Annotated in this window: 7 protein-coding genes; all 7 read left to right on the top strand. The window is 42.8% G+C overall.

Annotated features, from left to right (window positions below):
• Positions 1-228 precede the first annotated feature (228 nt).
• Positions 229-1,065, top strand: a complete 837-nt coding sequence (locus AC4BAP_RS06760; protein WP_490581863.1) for an ADP-ribosylglycohydrolase family protein — start codon at positions 229-231, stop codon at positions 1,063-1,065.
• 132 nt (positions 1,066-1,197) lie between these two features.
• Entirely contained in the window at positions 1,198-4,497 is a 3,300-nt protein-coding gene (locus AC4BAP_RS06755) for a UvrD-helicase domain-containing protein (RefSeq protein WP_490581862.1), read from the top strand.
• A gap of 19 nt (positions 4,498-4,516) precedes the next feature.
• Entirely contained in the window at positions 4,517-7,414 is a 2,898-nt protein-coding gene (locus AC4BAP_RS06750) for a PD-(D/E)XK nuclease family protein (RefSeq protein ID WP_490581861.1), read from the top strand.
• 36 nt (positions 7,415-7,450) lie between these two features.
• Positions 7,451-7,732 (top strand): hypothetical protein, encoded by a 282-nt coding sequence (locus AC4BAP_RS06745; RefSeq protein ID WP_490581860.1) that lies wholly within the window; start codon positions 7,451-7,453, stop codon positions 7,730-7,732.
• A gap of 108 nt (positions 7,733-7,840) precedes the next feature.
• On the top strand, positions 7,841-11,509 hold the full coding sequence (locus AC4BAP_RS06740; RefSeq protein ID WP_490581859.1) for an AAA family ATPase: 3,669 nt from the start codon (positions 7,841-7,843) through the stop codon (positions 11,507-11,509).
• Positions 11,510-11,790: 281 nt separating this feature from the next.
• Positions 11,791-12,798 carry a hypothetical protein gene (locus AC4BAP_RS06735; RefSeq protein ID WP_490581858.1) on the top strand — a complete coding sequence of 336 codons (1,008 nt, stop codon included), beginning with the start codon at positions 11,791-11,793 and terminating at the stop codon, positions 12,796-12,798.
• Positions 12,799-12,804: 6 nt separating this feature from the next.
• Positions 12,805-16,761, top strand: a complete 3,957-nt coding sequence (locus tag AC4BAP_RS06730; protein ID WP_490581857.1) for an Eco57I restriction-modification methylase domain-containing protein — start codon at positions 12,805-12,807, stop codon at positions 16,759-16,761.
• The last annotated feature ends 151 nt before the right edge of the window (positions 16,762-16,912 follow it).

The raw sequence follows: 16,912 nt of genomic DNA, 5'->3' as shown, positions 1-16,912 counted from the left end.
GCAAACTATCAGAAAGTGCCAGTATAGTTCAGATATTGACAGTTGAATAATATTTCCGGAGAACCGATCAGGAACTCATGACAGCAAAAAGAACAGCATAAAATACCCTGCAAAGCTATCGGAAGGCATTTTTAGCTTTTTGCGCGGTGCTCATCAAATACTTTAAAAACAGGCAGGCATTATTATAGCTAAATCAGAAGTATAAAATTGGAACTATATACCCTATTTATGATGAAAAATACTTGTCTTCCCATATTAGGTGCCATAGCCGGTGATGTGATTGGTTCTGTCTACGAAAGGCGTAATGTTAAGTCCACTAACTTCCCGCTGTTCCCCACTCAGACACGGTTTACCGACGATACGGTATTGACGATGGCGGTTACAGATGCCATTATAAATAGCAATGAGTTTGGAAAGACTATCTGGCAGTATGGCCGGAAGTATACTAATCGTGGCTATGGCGGAAGGTTCAGGGAATGGCTGCATACAGAAGACCCTAAGCCTTACTATAGTTTTGGCAATGGCTCAGCGATGCGCGTAAGTGCCATAGGTTGTGTTTATGATACTTTACCGGAAGTACTACAAGTAGCCAAACAGAGTGCCGAAGTTACACACAACCACCCCGAAGGTATAAAAGGCGCTCAGGCAACTGCTGCAGCCATCTTCTTAGCTAACTCCGGTGCCACCAAACAAGAGATCCGGAATTATATTATCAGCCAGTTTAACTACAACCTGGATTTTACTATAGAAAGCACCCGCCCACACTATAAGTTTGATGTGTCCTGCCAGGGTTCTGTACCACAAGCCATTGTTGCATTTTTAGACAGCACAGACTATGAATGCGCTATTCGCTTAGCTATTTCCATTGGTGGCGACAGCGACACCATTGCCTGTATAGCAGGAGGTATAGCAGCTGCTTATTATAAGCATATACCTGCCGAGATACTGGATTTTGTTCGCGCCAGTCTGCCGGTTGAGTTTATAAAATTACTTGAAAAAGTTGATCAGAAAACTGCTGTAGTGCCAAAATCTAATTTTGGATTAGCTAGCAGCATTCAAGTATGATCCAGATAAGTAACATCAGTTTTAAGTTGCCAAATCCGGTTAAACTATATTACTGATCTTATATACTTTTTAACTAAAATAGATATATTGCTTATACCAAATATACCAACTACCACCTTTCAAACTATTTAAATGAGCTTAACCATACTCCGTGCTTCGGCTGGCAGCGGCAAAACCTATGCCCTGACCTTAAATTACCTTGAGTTACTGCTAAAAGAAAATCGCCCCGATTACTTCCGCAGTATTCTGGCCGTAACCTTCACCAATAAGGCTACCCAGGAGATGAAATCCCGCATTCTGAAAGAGCTTGAAGCAATTGCAGGCGGCGCTGTAGCATCAGGGATGGGTAAGGCGCTGTTAGATACACTTAAGTTGTCAGAGAGCGAGTTGCAGAAAAGGGCACACAGCGCACTCGTTTGCATCCTGCACAACTATAGCCACTTCAGCGTCAGCACGATCGATAGTTTCTTTCAGAAGGTGGTGCGGAGTTTTGCCCGCGAAGCAGATCTACAGGCAAATTATAAAATTGAACTGAACACAGCCCAGGTACTAGAAGAGTTAACCGACCAGCTCCTGAACATGGCAGAGCACGATAAACACTTACAAGACTGGCTCGTGCAGTTTTCAAAGGAGCAGCTTAGCCAGGGCAAGTCGTGGGACATCCGTAGAAACCTGTACAAACTTATTGGGGAGGTGGTGAAGGAAGGCTTTATGGAGCAATCGGCCGGTTTGGATGTGCTTCACAAGGAACCCGCTTTAGCCCAGACGTTTTTGCAAAAACTCAAAGGAGTCAAGTATGAATTTGAGAACGAGATGCGCGAGTATGGAGAAAACGCATTGCAAGCTATTGAAAGAGCAGGTCTGAAAATTGAAGATTTTAGCTATGGAAAAAGCGGTGCTGTGGGCTATTTTATAAAGATTGCACAAGGAACTGCCTATGAGCCTGGCGCTCGTGTGTTTAAAGTTCTTTCTGGAGAAGACAACTGGTATTCCAGAACCCAGGCCGATGAAATAAAAAATAGAATTGACGGCCTGAGCAATGATTGTTTATTGATCTGTTTGGGGGAAGCTGTTACATTATACACCAACGTGCACACAGAGTATAATTCTGCCTGTGCTGTGCTGGAACATTTTACCAGTTGCGCCTTGCTGGGCCATTACCTGCACCTGCTCCAAAACTATAGAACAGAAAAAGGAGCTTTGCTGATCTCTGATGTTGCTGATTTACTGAACAAGATCATCGACAATGATGACGCTCCTTTTGTGTATGAGAAAATCGGTAACCGTTACAACCACTTCCTGATCGATGAGTTTCAGGATACCAGCCTATTGCATTGGAACAATTTCCGGCCGCTGCTCTCTAACAGCATCGGCTCCGGCCACCGCAACCTGATCGTGGGCGACCCCAAGCAAAGCATTTACCGCTGGCGTGGAGGCGACCTAAGGCTGATGTTACAGGACGTGAAGGCCCAACTGCTGCAGGTGGATGAAAATGCGCTGGAATTTAACTGGCGCAGCTGCCCGGAGGTGATCGAATTCAATAACTGCTTGTTTCAAAACGCTGCCTCGCTGGTGGCAGAGCAGGCAAAAGAGTCTATGCCTAATACCAGCTTCCCTGACAGCGAACAAGCCATACTGCAGAATCTGCTGGATAACATTGATGCCGTGTACCATAACAGCGGCCAGTTGTTCCCGGAAACGAAAAGCAATAGGCACCAAGGGTTTGTGCAAGTGCAGTTTCTTCAAGACAAAAGTCAGGCAAGAAAAGAGCCAAAAATATCCTTTAAGCAGCAGGCCCGCGTGCTGTTACTTAACGATCTGCAGCACCTGACTGCACAGGGCTATACTTTGCAGGACATTGCCCTGCTGGTGCGCAGCAATGGCGAAGCGCGTGAGTTGGCCACTTATCTAAGCACAAACGGCTACGATGTATTAAGCGAAGAAGCACTACAGATAAACACCGCGCAAACAGTAAAGCTGCTTTTAAGTGTGTTACAGCTACTGCACAATATTAAGAACAAACCTGCTATCGCTACGGCTATCAAACTATACGCGAGTATTCGTAAGGCTCCCCAGCCCGATGCTGCGGCTTTGAGAAAAGTAAACCCGGGCGTTATCAAAGACCTGGACGGCCAGCTTCCGGCAGACTTTCTAGCATCACACATCAGTCTGAGCCGTATGGCCTTGTACGACCTGTGCAGCCGCCTTACACGCATGTTTGGACTGGATGCGGTTACAGAGGAAGAACACTACCTGGAAGCCTTTTTAAACGAAGTGCACCGTTACAGCCACGAAGAAAAAGGTGATCTGGGCGGCTTCCTGGACTGGTGGGATACACAGGGTTACAAACAAAGCTTGAAACGCGAGCAGGCACCAAATGCTATTCGCATCCTAACGGTACACAAAAGTAAGGGCCTGCAATACCCTGTGGTGCTTATACCTTACTGCAACTGGAACCTGGATGTAGACACGCAGGGCAAAACCAATATTATATGGGCCGGCTGTCAGAAACCGGATACCCCTATCAGCCATAGTTCGTTTTTCGATGGCCTCCCGCTGGCCAATGTGCCAGTTAGTTATAAGAGCGGATTAAGCAGCACTTACTTTGGATTTGAGTTACTCCAGGAGAAGTTTCAGGCATACTTAGACAACCTGAACCTGCTCTACGTGGCCCTCACCCGTGCCGAAGAAGTGCTCCTGATAACAGCCGAAGAAGTAAAAGACCCCAAAACCAGCAAGACCTGGCATGTTGGCCGGGTGCTACAGGACTGTTTGGGACATATGAAATCGGCTAAAGCATCTTTATCTGACAAATTGGGTGAGATCTCATTTGATTATACCCAGCATACTTTTGGAGAATTACCGTCAAAGTCAGTACAAGCTGATGAGGTCATACTTGCAAACCAATCCGCCCCGCATACGCCATTGCATACCTGGGACGACATTCTGCGCCTACGCCGAAACGCCAAACCAATTTATATACAGCAGAACGCGTATATTTCCGCCAGCATAGACCATGGCACGCTGGTGCACGATGTTTTGGCTAAAGTGAAGTATGAAGACGCCCTGCCAGATGTACTTGAGCGTATGCAGTTGGCTGCCGAGATCTCGAAGAAAGACGCCGATCTTATACGCGAAAAGCTGAATGCCCTTTTAGGCATACCACAGGTGGCATCCTGGTTCGGGAAAGATTGGACTGTGCTGAACGAGCAGCCGATCCTCTCTACCAACGGACAAGTACACCGCCCCGACCGCATCATCATAAAAGATAAAACAGCCGTGGTGATAGACTACAAAACCGGTGAGCGCAAAAAGTCTTACCACGACCAACTGAAGCGCTACAAGCAGCAACTTGAGCGAATGGGGTATAGCGTGGAAGCATACCTATTATACATCAGCGAAGAAAACCCAATTGAACAAGTAACTGCCTAACCCTATAAGCACCAGCATCATGACGATAGACTTTTTACAAGAGATTGCCAACGATATTAAGTTAAACTATAGCACGGAACTGCATAACCTGCAGATCGTTTTTCCTAACCGCAGGGCAGGCCAGTTTTTGCTGCGCCACCTGGCCAATGCCAGTACCGAACCTATATGGGCACCGCAGGTTATGAGCATGACGGAGTTTCTGGAGCAGTTCACCGATCTTAAACGAGCCGACAACTTACTGCTGTGCTTTAAGCTCTTCCCTATTTATCAGCAGCTTATGCCCAGGCAGGAAACTTTTGATCAGTTCTACCCCTGGGCCGAGATCATGCTGCGCGATTTTAACAGCCTGGACCAGCAATGTGCCAAAGCCGAGAAAGTGTTTTACCACTTAAAAGACATCAAAGTACTGAGTACCGACGACCTGTTAAGTGATGAACAAAAAGAAGCCCTAAGCTCATTTTATGACAGCTTCGAGAAAGGTAGTGGTAATAGCAGCCAGCACAAAAACCGCTTTATGGAGTTCTGGGAAATGCTGCCGAAACTATACACAGCATTTAAGGAGCAGCTGCTTGAAGAAAAGATCGGGTATAGTGGCCTGATCGCACGACAAGTTGCCGAATCTGGTAATTTTGAAGAAGTGCTGCAAGGCAAGAAAGTGCTTTTCTGCGGGTTTAATGCACTTACCAAAGCTGAAGAAAAAACCATAAAGTATCTGGTAAAAAAAGGCATAGCCCGCATGTACTGGGACGTGGACGAGCACATACTTAAACCAGAACAGGAAGCCGGTCTGTTTATGCTCCGCTGGCAGAAAGATGACGTGTTCAAAGACACCTTCCCCCGATCTATCCCCAATCGCCTGGCTGAAAAACTACAGGACTCGATCAGCCTGACGGAACTGCCGCTGGAGCATGTGCAGGCAAGAGAAGTTGGCCGCCGGTTGCAGCAGCACCTCGAAGCTAACGGCATACCTAACGACCAGGAGTTTACCCGAACGGCCATCGTACTGCCCGATGAAAGCCAGCTGTTCCCCCTACTCTACCAACTGCCCGAAGCGCTGCAAGGCTCTACGGTGAACATTACCATGGGTGTGCCGCTACGGGTTACACCGGTTTACAGCCTGCTCGAAGGTTTGCTGGAATTACAGAACTCATGCGGTGAAAAAGACGGCACCAATTACTTTTATTACCGACCGGTAACAAACCTACTACGTCACCCCTACCTGCGTGGCATAGACGCAAAGCTCGCCTATAACAAGTTATCATACATTGAGCAGCATAATCTGAGTTATGTAGACGAGCAGTTTCTCTGGAATACAGACAACGGTGGTCAGGGGCAAGACACGTTTATGCAGCTTGTTTTCAGCTGCGCCCCGGCAGGTAAAGGCTTGGCGCAGTACCTGCTACAGGTACTGGATGTGGTTAACACACACTTGCGGCAACAAAAGGCAGAGCAGGTTACGCTGGAGGAAGAGTACATCTCCAGAACACGTACCCAACTGGAACGCCTGTTGGAAATTGCTGATGAAGCCCAGGTGGAACTAGAAACTGAACTGCTGGAAAAGCTGATCCGCTACCAATTGCAGCAACTCAAAATCCCTTTTGTGGGTGAGCCATTGCAAGGGCTGCAGATCATGGGTATGCTCGAAACCCGCTGCCTTGACTTTGACAACCTGTACATCTTAAGTGTAAACGAGGGGGTGCTGCCAGCCGCGTCCGATGAGCCATCGCTTATACCTTACTTTATCCGGAGCGCGCACGGTCTGCCAACTACCGATGAGCACGATGCCGTGTATGCCTACAACTTCTACAGGCTGTTGCAGCGGGCTAAAAATGTGCATTTATACTATAGCACGTACCGCGCAGGCGGCAAACAAGGCGAGCTTAGCCGCTTTGTACGCCAGCTTCTATTTGAGTTGTGGCCAACTGTAAAGCCGCAACAGTTGCACCTGCAGGCACGGCCAGCCGCCGAAGCCGCCATACAGCTAAGCAGCGAAGAGCTTCAGTCGTCGCTGCATAAATTTACGGATAACGGTGCGCCTGCCCGGGCACTTTCGCCCAGCGCACTCAATACATGGCTACATTGCCGCATACAATTCGCATTCAAATACCTGCTTAACATCAAAGAGCCTGATGAAGTGCAGGAAGACGTGGATGCTTCTGTTTTCGGACAGCTGATGCATACGGTGCTGGAGAACTTCTACGGGGCGTATGGCCCGGGTGCTGAAGTAACAAAAGAAAGCATTGAGCAAAATATTGATGCCAAGTCTGTTTTGGTTCGAGTACTGGAGGCCTACCAGCAAAAGCATGGCGTTGTGCCGTTTTTAGGCCGCAACAGCCTGCCCATTCACATGATCGCCAGCATGGTAGAGCAGGTACTGGAAGTAGACAAAGCCTATGCCCCTTTCCGTATTGTAGCCCTGGAACAGGACTATGAGATCCCGGTAGAAGTACCCTACGGCGACACTACCAAAACCATGCGCCTGAAAGGCCACATCGACAGGATCGACGAGAAAAACGGAGAAATAAGGGTACTGGACTACAAGACCGGCAAAGATACACGCGCCTTCAAATCCATACCTGAGCTGTTCGATCGCGAAAAAGACGATCGAAACAAAGCAGCCATGCAGGTACTGATCTACTCGCTGCTCTATGCCCAGAATAACAAAGAATCACTCGATGGCAAACAAGTGGTGCCTGCGCTATACAACAGCAAAGAACTATACAGCAAGGATTTCGATGCGAGGCTTAGTACAGGAGATGAAAAACTGCTTGCATTGACAGAGGCACAAACTGAAGAGGTGGAGCAGCAGCTTAAGAATCTGTTACAAGAAGTACTGTCGGCAGATGGTACCTTGGATCAGCGGGAAGATACAGATGGCTGCAAGTATTGTGGGTATGCTGGGGTTTGTGGGAAGTAATCCTGATTAAAACCAAAATTCTTATAGCGAAAAAACATGCAACCGGAAAAAGTAAAACCAGCAAAATTTAAAGTTCATACTATCCTTTACAACAAAAATGGCTTTTCCGTGGCCTACGGAAAATGGGAAGATAGCGACACCAGACTAGCCATGCGCTGGAATGGAAATGCCGACCATGTAGGCTACCCAAGCCAGGGAGGAAACCCGCTGTGGTTTCAGTTGCCTGATGAAAGTATCTGGACAAGTGAACTGCTTCAAGCAATCGATAGAATCAATGCCTACGAGGATAGAATTGAAGAATTAAACTCCAAAATATAACAAGCTATGTTAAACATACCTACTCAACACCTCTCTGTAAGAGTACCTTGGCATGATGCCGGATGGAATGGCAAATTGTGCTGCAACCCAAAAGAAAACGGCTCCTGCATGTTCCTCCCCAGAATCGGTCAATCGAAGAACCCAGACCACGAGGAATCAATTGCTGGCTCATGGTTGCATGAGCTGCAGCAAAGTCAGCTGCCACCTTGTGTAGGCGAGAAAGTTAATTTTATGTCGCCACACAACCTCTATAAGAAAATGCACCACCCTTATAGCAAGAATGATAATAACAGTAAATTTTATGGGCACTACAAAGAAACAACTTATTGCTATCCTGGCTACAGTTTTTCAGTAGTGCCATACAACTGGATGCTCAAAAAGGGTAAAGACAATACATCAGATAAAGCGAATGCACTACAACTTAACTTCGATCCTAAAAAAGAACCCGCTCTTAGCTTTGAGAATACGTGGGTACAGCAAAAAGACAATCAGCAAAGCCTGCTTGACACATTTATAAGTCCGATAAAACCTGAAAAGTCGCTTGTTTTTATTTATGCCAAGAATGTCCCTTTCATTGAATCTACTGCCCGCATTTTAATTGGTGTAGGCCATATTTCTGAAATTGGTAAGCTAACAGAATATGAATATCAGGAAGGCGCTGAAGTAACTTTCAGGAGTACTTTATGGGAAAGACCGGTTTATCATACAATTCGGGAAGATTTTGAGGACGGTTTTCTTTTACCATACCACGAGTTTTTTCAACTGGCAGAGAAAGACGAAAGCATTAACATTGCAGATTATATCGCCTTCGCTCCAACATTTGAGGAGTTTTCTTATGGCTCTGAATGGGTTAGCAATGACTCTGCAATAGAATCGCTACTGATCTTACATGAAAAGCTTTTAAAATTTGAGCAGCTATTACCTGAAAAAAATTATCAGAAACAGCTCCAATGGATCGACAGGGAGTTATCCAGAATATGGAAAATGCGGGGACCTTTCCCTGGCTTAGGTGCTGTTCTTTCTGGTTTAAAACTAGAAGGCGGAAACTTAATTGCCTGGGAGATTGATAAACTGGTACGAGACGAAAACGATGAAGTAACTCAAAACCCGTGGGACTTTGTGAACCGAATTTACCAAGGCGATACGTCATTTTTATCAAAAAACTTACAGCGTAAAATTAGCTTTACCGACCAAGCTACCTGGAATAACTTCAGCAAGGAAGAGAAAGACTTTTTGCAGTTACTAAGCCGCATGCACCTGGACAACACTCAGGTTGAACAAGTAATAAACGCTAAAGAGAAAGATCAAATAGAATACCTTAAAAACCCATACTTACTTTACGAGCAGCACCGCTTAGGAAGTATACAGTTTCCAGTAGCTATTATTGATAAAGCCATTTTCAATGACAAAAATACTTTAGAGAGATTTCCTCTACCGGACCTCACTGATATTACAGCCCCACTCGACGAACGCCGAACCAGAGCTATTGGTGTGCATATACTTGAAAAGGCAGCCGAAGAAGGCCATACTTTACTTACCGATACCCAGTTAGTGACGAAGTATGATGAACAACCCTTACAGCCACTTTGTAATCCTTCTACCAGAAACCTGGCAGCTATTGAGGAATATTTAAAACATGAGCTGACGCGCCATACACTCGATGGTGAAGATGAAAACTATTACTATAAACTGAAGCGATTTGACGACATAAAGGATACGATCCGGAAGTTTGTTCAAAAACGATTAAGACGAAATATTTCACCGGCTATTGAGCAGGATTGGCTGCAACTGATAGAAAATAAATTTGGAGCCATTGATGTTTCTAAACCTAGCTGGTTTCAGGAGAAAGACAGGCAAGCCAGAGATGAAAAAGCACATGCGCTTAACGTATTATCAAACAGCAGAATATCGGTTTTAATTGGGCCTGCAGGTACAGGTAAAACCACCTTGCTCGAAACATTCTGCCAGCAGCCCTTTATCAGCTCAGGCACTATTTTAAAGTTAGCCCCTACCGGTAAAGCCCGTGTAAAAATGGGTAAAGATGCCAGAACACTTGCTCAGTTCCTGATCAGGGCCAAACGGTACGACCCTGAAACTGGACGCTATGTGATGAACCCGGATGCCGTGACTCTTAAGTATGACACCGTAATTGTAGACGAGGCATCGATGCTTACGGAAGAGCAACTGGCTGCTCTTTTAGATAGTTTAACTGGTGTAGAACGGTTTATACTTGTAGGCGATTACAGGCAGATACCCCCAATTGGTGCAGGCCGTCCGTTTGTAGACATTTATAATTTCCTGAAACAGGAAAAGAAGGGCGTTGCTGAACTAAAAGTATTGTTCCGCCAGAAAGCTGACAGCGCCACAATGGAGGTTGCAGATGAAAGATTGGATGTGCGCTTAAGTAAATGGTTTAGCGAAGATGACATTAAGAAGCAGGACCTTGATATATTTAAAGAAATTGCTGAGCACCCAACTAAGAACTGGGAAAACATCAGGTTTATAGAATGGCATAGTGTAAAGCACCTCGAAGAAATACTAACAGGTGTCGTTGACGCCGAAATTGAGCAATTGCTTAGAGGTATGGAGGGGAAAGTGCTCCGCAACCCACAGGATAACTTTGACGCATCGTTAGGGGCCACGTATTTTGAAGATTATAAATGGTCTGGGTTTAGCATAGATTCAGCTGCTGAAATAGAAAATTGGCAGATACTTTCGCCTACCCGTACGGCTGGTTATGGCACCAAAGTTCTTAACCAGCAAATTCAAAATACTTACAGAGGCAAAACAAAAGAAAAAGCTATTTTCCCTGGTCAGTTTAAACCAAGAAAAATGCACAGGCCAGTTGGTGAGGACGGTATCGTTTATGGCGATAAGGTTATAAATACTAAAAATACCCGCTGGGATAAGCCCTGGAATAAAGTTGATAACCCCAAAAAGTTGGCAGATGACGGACTACTAAAGTATATGGCAAACGGAGAAATTGGCATACATGTAGGTAGATATGGTAAATGGAAGTATGATTTTCCTAGGCCACTACACATTGCCTTCTCGTCGCAACCGGATTATGCTTACGAGTTCAGAGAGTCACACTTTCAGGAGGATGGGGATATACAGATGGAACTGGCATACTCTATTACAGTACATAAAGCACAGGGAAGTGGCTTTAAGGTAGTGCTGTTTGTGTTGCCGAACCCCTGTCCTACGCTTTCCAGAGAGCTGTTTTATACGGCCCTTACCAGGCAGGAAGACCGCATTGTGATTTTGCACCAGGGCAATTTCAAGGATTTCCAAAAGTATACAAAAGGTGAATACTCTGAAACCGGCAGGCGCCTTACCGACCTGCTAAAGGAGCCAACTCTGAAAGTAGTTAACAACAAATACTACGACTCCAACTACATACAGGTATCCGAAAAAGGTGAGTTCATGATCTCTAAGTCGGAAGTGATTATTGCTGATAAGTTGCACCACAATAATATAAAGTATGCCTACGAAACCGCTATAACAGATGAGCAAGGCATTACCATACATCCTGACTTTACCATTGAAGATAGCGACACCGGTATAACTTATTACTGGGAACACCTGGGCCTGCTTACCAAAGACGACTACCGCAGCAAGTGGAAACGAAAGCAGGAATGGTATGAGCGTAACGGCATTGTGGATTACAAAACAGATAACAACGCTGATAAGCAACTAATTATAACACGAGACAAACCTGACGGAGGTATTGACTCGATGGAAATAAAGGAAATTATAGAAGAGTTGTTTTTGTAATACCCAATTTACTTATTCTGCTAAAGTACCAGCTATAGTTTAGCTGGCGCTTTAGCAGAATTATACCCTAAATAGGTCATAAACACTATAGTATTTTAAAAATATCTTATTTAAGTCAATATATTTTTTTAGCTATTTTATCAATAACTTGTAAACTGGTTAAATTGCTTTGTTGATCAAAAACAAAATAGTTCTAAACTAAAAGCGGCACCTAAAATTTTCACAATTTTGACTAGCAAGCTTTTAATAAATTTGATTACTCTTTTACGCTTTTGAATTAAATGCACGCTGGAGTTGATATAAAAGAAAACGAAATACTCGAAAAGTACCCTAAAGTGCTTGAGACTTTATTGCGTGATCATACTACACAAAGAAATATATTTTGGGCTACAGATAATTATCAGCAGTTGGGTGAAGCTTATAATTTTTCATCTCCTATATTACCTGAATTAATTACGGGGCAAAATGGTAATCTGATAATGCCGAGGGTTAAGAAGCACAAATCGCTGCAACAAGCAAGAGCAAGGGATATGGCTGAAGTATTTACACCCTCCTGGATTTGCTGTGCTCAAAATAATTTAATTGATTCGGCATGGTTTGGCCGTGAAAATGTATTCAACACTGAAGTGACAAATGCCGATGGCACGCAGACCTGGCAGACTAACCCCGAAATGATTACTTTCCCTAACAATAAAACTTGGAGGCACTATATACGGGATACCAGGCTTGAAATGGCCTGCGGAGAAGCACCATATATAACCAGTCGTTATGATACTACTACCGGTGAGTTTATACCTGTTCAGAATCGCATCGGCTTGTTAGATAGAAAACTTAGGGTAATTAGTGAGAATGTTGACACCTCTGGGAAGTGGTTAGAAGCAGCACAAATTGCCTATAAAAACACTTATGCATTTGAGTGGCAGGGCGATAGCTTGTTGCTAGCTCGGGAAGCAATGCTTATCACTTTTATCGAAAATTATACTTTAAAATTTGGTAGAGAGCCTCTACTAAAATCTATAAAATACATTGCCTACATAATATCATGGAATGTATGGCAAATGGATGGCTTAAAGGGTGTGATACCACAAAGCTGTGGTGTTAAATCACAAAGTATACAAAACTTATTTGGAGTAACTGAAACTACGCATAAACATTGTGAGGGGTGTTTGAACGGTGAGATTAGAAAGCACAATGGAATTTACTGCCTGATAAAAGATTGGAGCAAAAAAGATGCTGCTTCAGGAAAAAAAGGTACCAAAATTAAATTCATTGATCTCATCAAAAAATAATCCGCTATGAAATTTACTTCAGCTCTAAAATTAAAATTGATTTATGTATTCCGTATTAACGATGAAGCTCATAAAGGGTGTTTAAAAATTGGTGAGACAACGTCTGACAATGAAAATATTTGGGGACTTGCACCTAATAGCAAAGCTCTGAATGATGCGGCAAAAAATCGCATAAACCAATATACTCAGACTGCAGGTATTAAATATGAATTACTTTATACCGAGGTTTCAGTATTTAATAATAAAAAAGGACTTCAATCTTTTTCTGATTCAGAAGTACATAGAGTGCTTGTACGTTCTGGTATAAAAAGAAAAACTTTCGATAACGGCAATAACGCTAATGAATGGTTTTGTACTGACCTCGAGACTGTGCAGAAAGCAATCAAAGCAGTAAAAGAAGGTAAGGAATCTCTTAATGCAAACGAGATAAGTACAAACCGTAACCCCATTGCTTTTAGACCTGAGCAACAAGAGGCTATTGATAAAACTATAAAGCAATTCAAAAAAGGTAACGAAATGCTTTGGTATGCCAAAATGCGTTTTGGCAAAACACTTTCTGCGCTTCAGGTGGTAAAAAAAATGGAGTTTAAGCGTACGCTTATTCTCACACACCGACCTGTAGTGGATGCCGGTTGGTTTGAGGATTTTAGTAAAATTTTCTACGATCGTTCCGATTTTAGGTATGGTTCTAAAACTAAGGGGGACAGTTTTACTTCGCTTGAAAACAAGCATGCTAAAGATGGTACTAACTATATTTATTTTGCCTCTATGCAGGATTTGCGAGGATCTGATAAAGTAGGAGGAAATCATCTTAAAAACTACGATATATTTAAAACTTCCTGGGACTTTATTATTGTAGATGAGGCCCACGAAGGTACGCAGACCGAGCTCGGACGGAATGTAATGAACGAACTTGCTAAAACAAATACTAAAGTTCTTCATTTATCTGGTACGCCTTTCAATTTACTAGATGGGTATAAAGAAGAAGAAATTTATACCTGGGACTACGTAATGGAGCAACGTGCTAAGAAAGAATGGTACGAAAATCGATTCGGTGATCCCAATCCTTATGCTTCGCTTCCACGGTTAAATATTTATACCTACGACCTTGGCAACCTGCTTGAAAAATTTAAAGATGAAGACGTTGCATTTAATTTCCGTGAGTTCTTCAGGGTGAAAGAAGATGGCAGCTTCTTACATGATAAAGATGTAATGTCATTCTTAAACTTAATATGCAAAGAAGATAAGGATAGTAATTACCCGTACGCGACAAAGGAGTACCGTGATAACTTCAGGCATTCGCTTTGGATGGTACCCGGGGTGAAAGAAGCCAAGGCACTCAGCGATATGTTGCAGAAGCACCCTGTTTTTAGTCAGTTCACTATAGTAAATGTAGCCGGTGATGGGGATGAAGAAGCTGAGAATGATGAAGCTTTAAGTAAAGTTAAAAAGGCAATATCTGATAAGCCTCACGAGACTTACACAATCACTCTCTCATGTGGTAGACTCACTACAGGCGTATCTGTACCAGCTTGGACGGCTGTGTTTATGCTTGCCGGATCCTTTAATACATCTGCTTCCGGGTACATGCAAACTATATTTAGAGTTCAGACCCCGGCAACTATAAATGGCAGAATTAAAGAAGATTGCTTTGTGTTTGATTTTGCCCCGGACAGAACCCTAAAGGTAATAGCTGAAACTGCAAAAATTTCTTCGAAAGCAGGTAAAACTACCTCCGATGACCGACAAACTATGGGAGAGTTCCTGAACTACTGCCCTATTATTTCGGTGCACGGTTCTCGCATGCATGAATATGATGTAAATGGTATGCTGGAGCAGCTCAAAAAAGTTTATGTTGAGCGAGTAATTAACAATGGCTTTGAAGATGGCTACCTATACAATAACGACCAGCTGATGAAGCTTGATACTGTTGAGTTAGAAGACTTTGACGGGCTCAAAAAAATTATTGGTACCACAAAGGCGATGCCCAAAAGCGGTGATATTGATATAAACAAACAGGGCTTCTCCGATGAAGAATACGAACAGTTAGAAAATGCAGCTAAGAAGAGCCGTACAAGAAAAGAACTTACAGAGGAAGAGAAAGAACTTCTAAAGGAGAAGGAAGAAAAAAAGAAAATTCGTGATACGGCTATTTCAATTCTTCGTGGTATTTCCATAAGAATGCCTTTACTGATATATGGCGCTGATGTAGATAACGAGGACAAGGAACTAACTATAGAAAACTTTGAATCCCTTATAGATGATCAGTCATGGGATGAGTTTATGCCCAAAGGAGTAACCAAAGAAGAATTTAAAAAATTTAAAAAATATTACGAGTCCGATGTGTTTAGGGCTGCTGGCAAGCGCATACGGGAAATGGCTCGTGCAGCAGATAAATTAACTGTAGAGGAACGCATAGCTCGTATTACTTCCATTTTCAGCACCTTCCGGAACCCGGATAAAGAAACAGTACTAACGCCATGGCGTGTGGTAAATATGCACATTGGTGATTGCATGGGCGGCTATGTATTTTATGATGAAAAATATGAAAAAGTACTTGAGCAGCCCCGCTTTGTAAGCCAAGGCAAAGTAACAGACGATGTGTATAATGCAGATACCCGAATTCTTGAAATTAACTCTAAATCTGGTTTGTACCCCTTATTTATGGCCTATGGGGTTTACCGATCTATAGTATCGCAGCGCAAAGATGCAGAAACATTAACTCCTGAGGAGCAGCTTAAAGTATGGGATAAGGTGTTAAAAGAGAATATTTTTGTAATCTGCAAAACACCTATGGCGAAGCGTATTACAAAACGCACTTTGGCTGGTTTCAGAAATGCGAAGGTAAACACTCGCTGCTTTGAAGACCTTATAGGGCAGATTACAAACAAGCCTCAACACTTTATTGATAAAGTAAAGCAAGGGAAAGCTTACTGGAAATCAGAAAATAACAACGATATGAAATTTAATGCTATAGTAGGAAATCCGCCTTATCAAATAATGGATGGAGGTGGAGCAGGGACAAGTGCTGTTCCTATATATAATCGATTCGTTGAAATAGCAGAAAAAATCGGGCCAGATTATGTTAGTTTGATTATGCCAGCAAAGTGGTATACAGGAGGTAAAGGGCTTGATGGTTTTCGAGATAAAATGTTAAAAGACAAAAGTGTTCGTTATTTAGCTGATTTCGAAGATTCTAGAGATTGTTTTCCAACTGTTGATATTGCTGGTGGTATCTGCTACTATTTATGGGATAGAACCACTAAAGGAACATGTATATTTGAGAGCATACGTAATGGTAAACGTGTTCAAAGTATAAGGAATTTGGATGAGTTTGATTTATTTATCAGACATATTGAATCTATAAGCATAGTAAATAAAGTAAGGCAAACAGAGCCAGAATTTTTGTCTTCAATAGTACATAGTCGTAATCCATTCGGGATAACTAATAATGACCTTAAAATTAAGGATCCATTTAGCAATGCAATATCAGTATTCAGCAGTAGTGGTATGTATTATACAAATTCTAATGCTGTTAAAGTAAATGATACATTGATTCCCTTGTGGAAGGTAATTATATCTAAGACTAGTTCTGAACATGCAGGGCAATCGGACAAAGAGGGTAGAAAAAAAGTGTTATCAAGGGTAGAAGTTCTTCCGCCTAATCATGTTTGTTCAGAATCATACTTACTTGTAAAAGTATTTGATGATAAAAAAAACGCATCGAATTTAGTCAATTATATTAAATCTAAATTTGTTCGATCCCTTTTATCATCTATTCTTCTCACTCAGAACATTGCAAAAGATAAATTTTGCTTTGTTCCTATACAAGACTTTACTTCTAATTCTGATATAGATTGGAATAAATCAATACCTGAGATTGATCGACAGTTGTATGATAAATATAAACTTTCAGAGGAAGAGGTTTCTTTCATTGAAAGCACAATAAAGCCAATGACGTAATTTGGCACACTATATAATTACTACTGAGCAGCAGCCAGACTTTATCCGGGGTATAGGGTATAGCATTTTATTGTAAATATAAATTCAGTTCTCTGTTATACTTTATAAACTGGATACACCTCCCTTTGCATTATTTAATTGTAAGAACCAT

This window comes from Pontibacter sp. GD7 (assembly GCF_058216375.1).
Note: the sequence above shows the minus strand (reverse complement) of the source record. Positions and strands in the feature narration are given on the sequence as shown.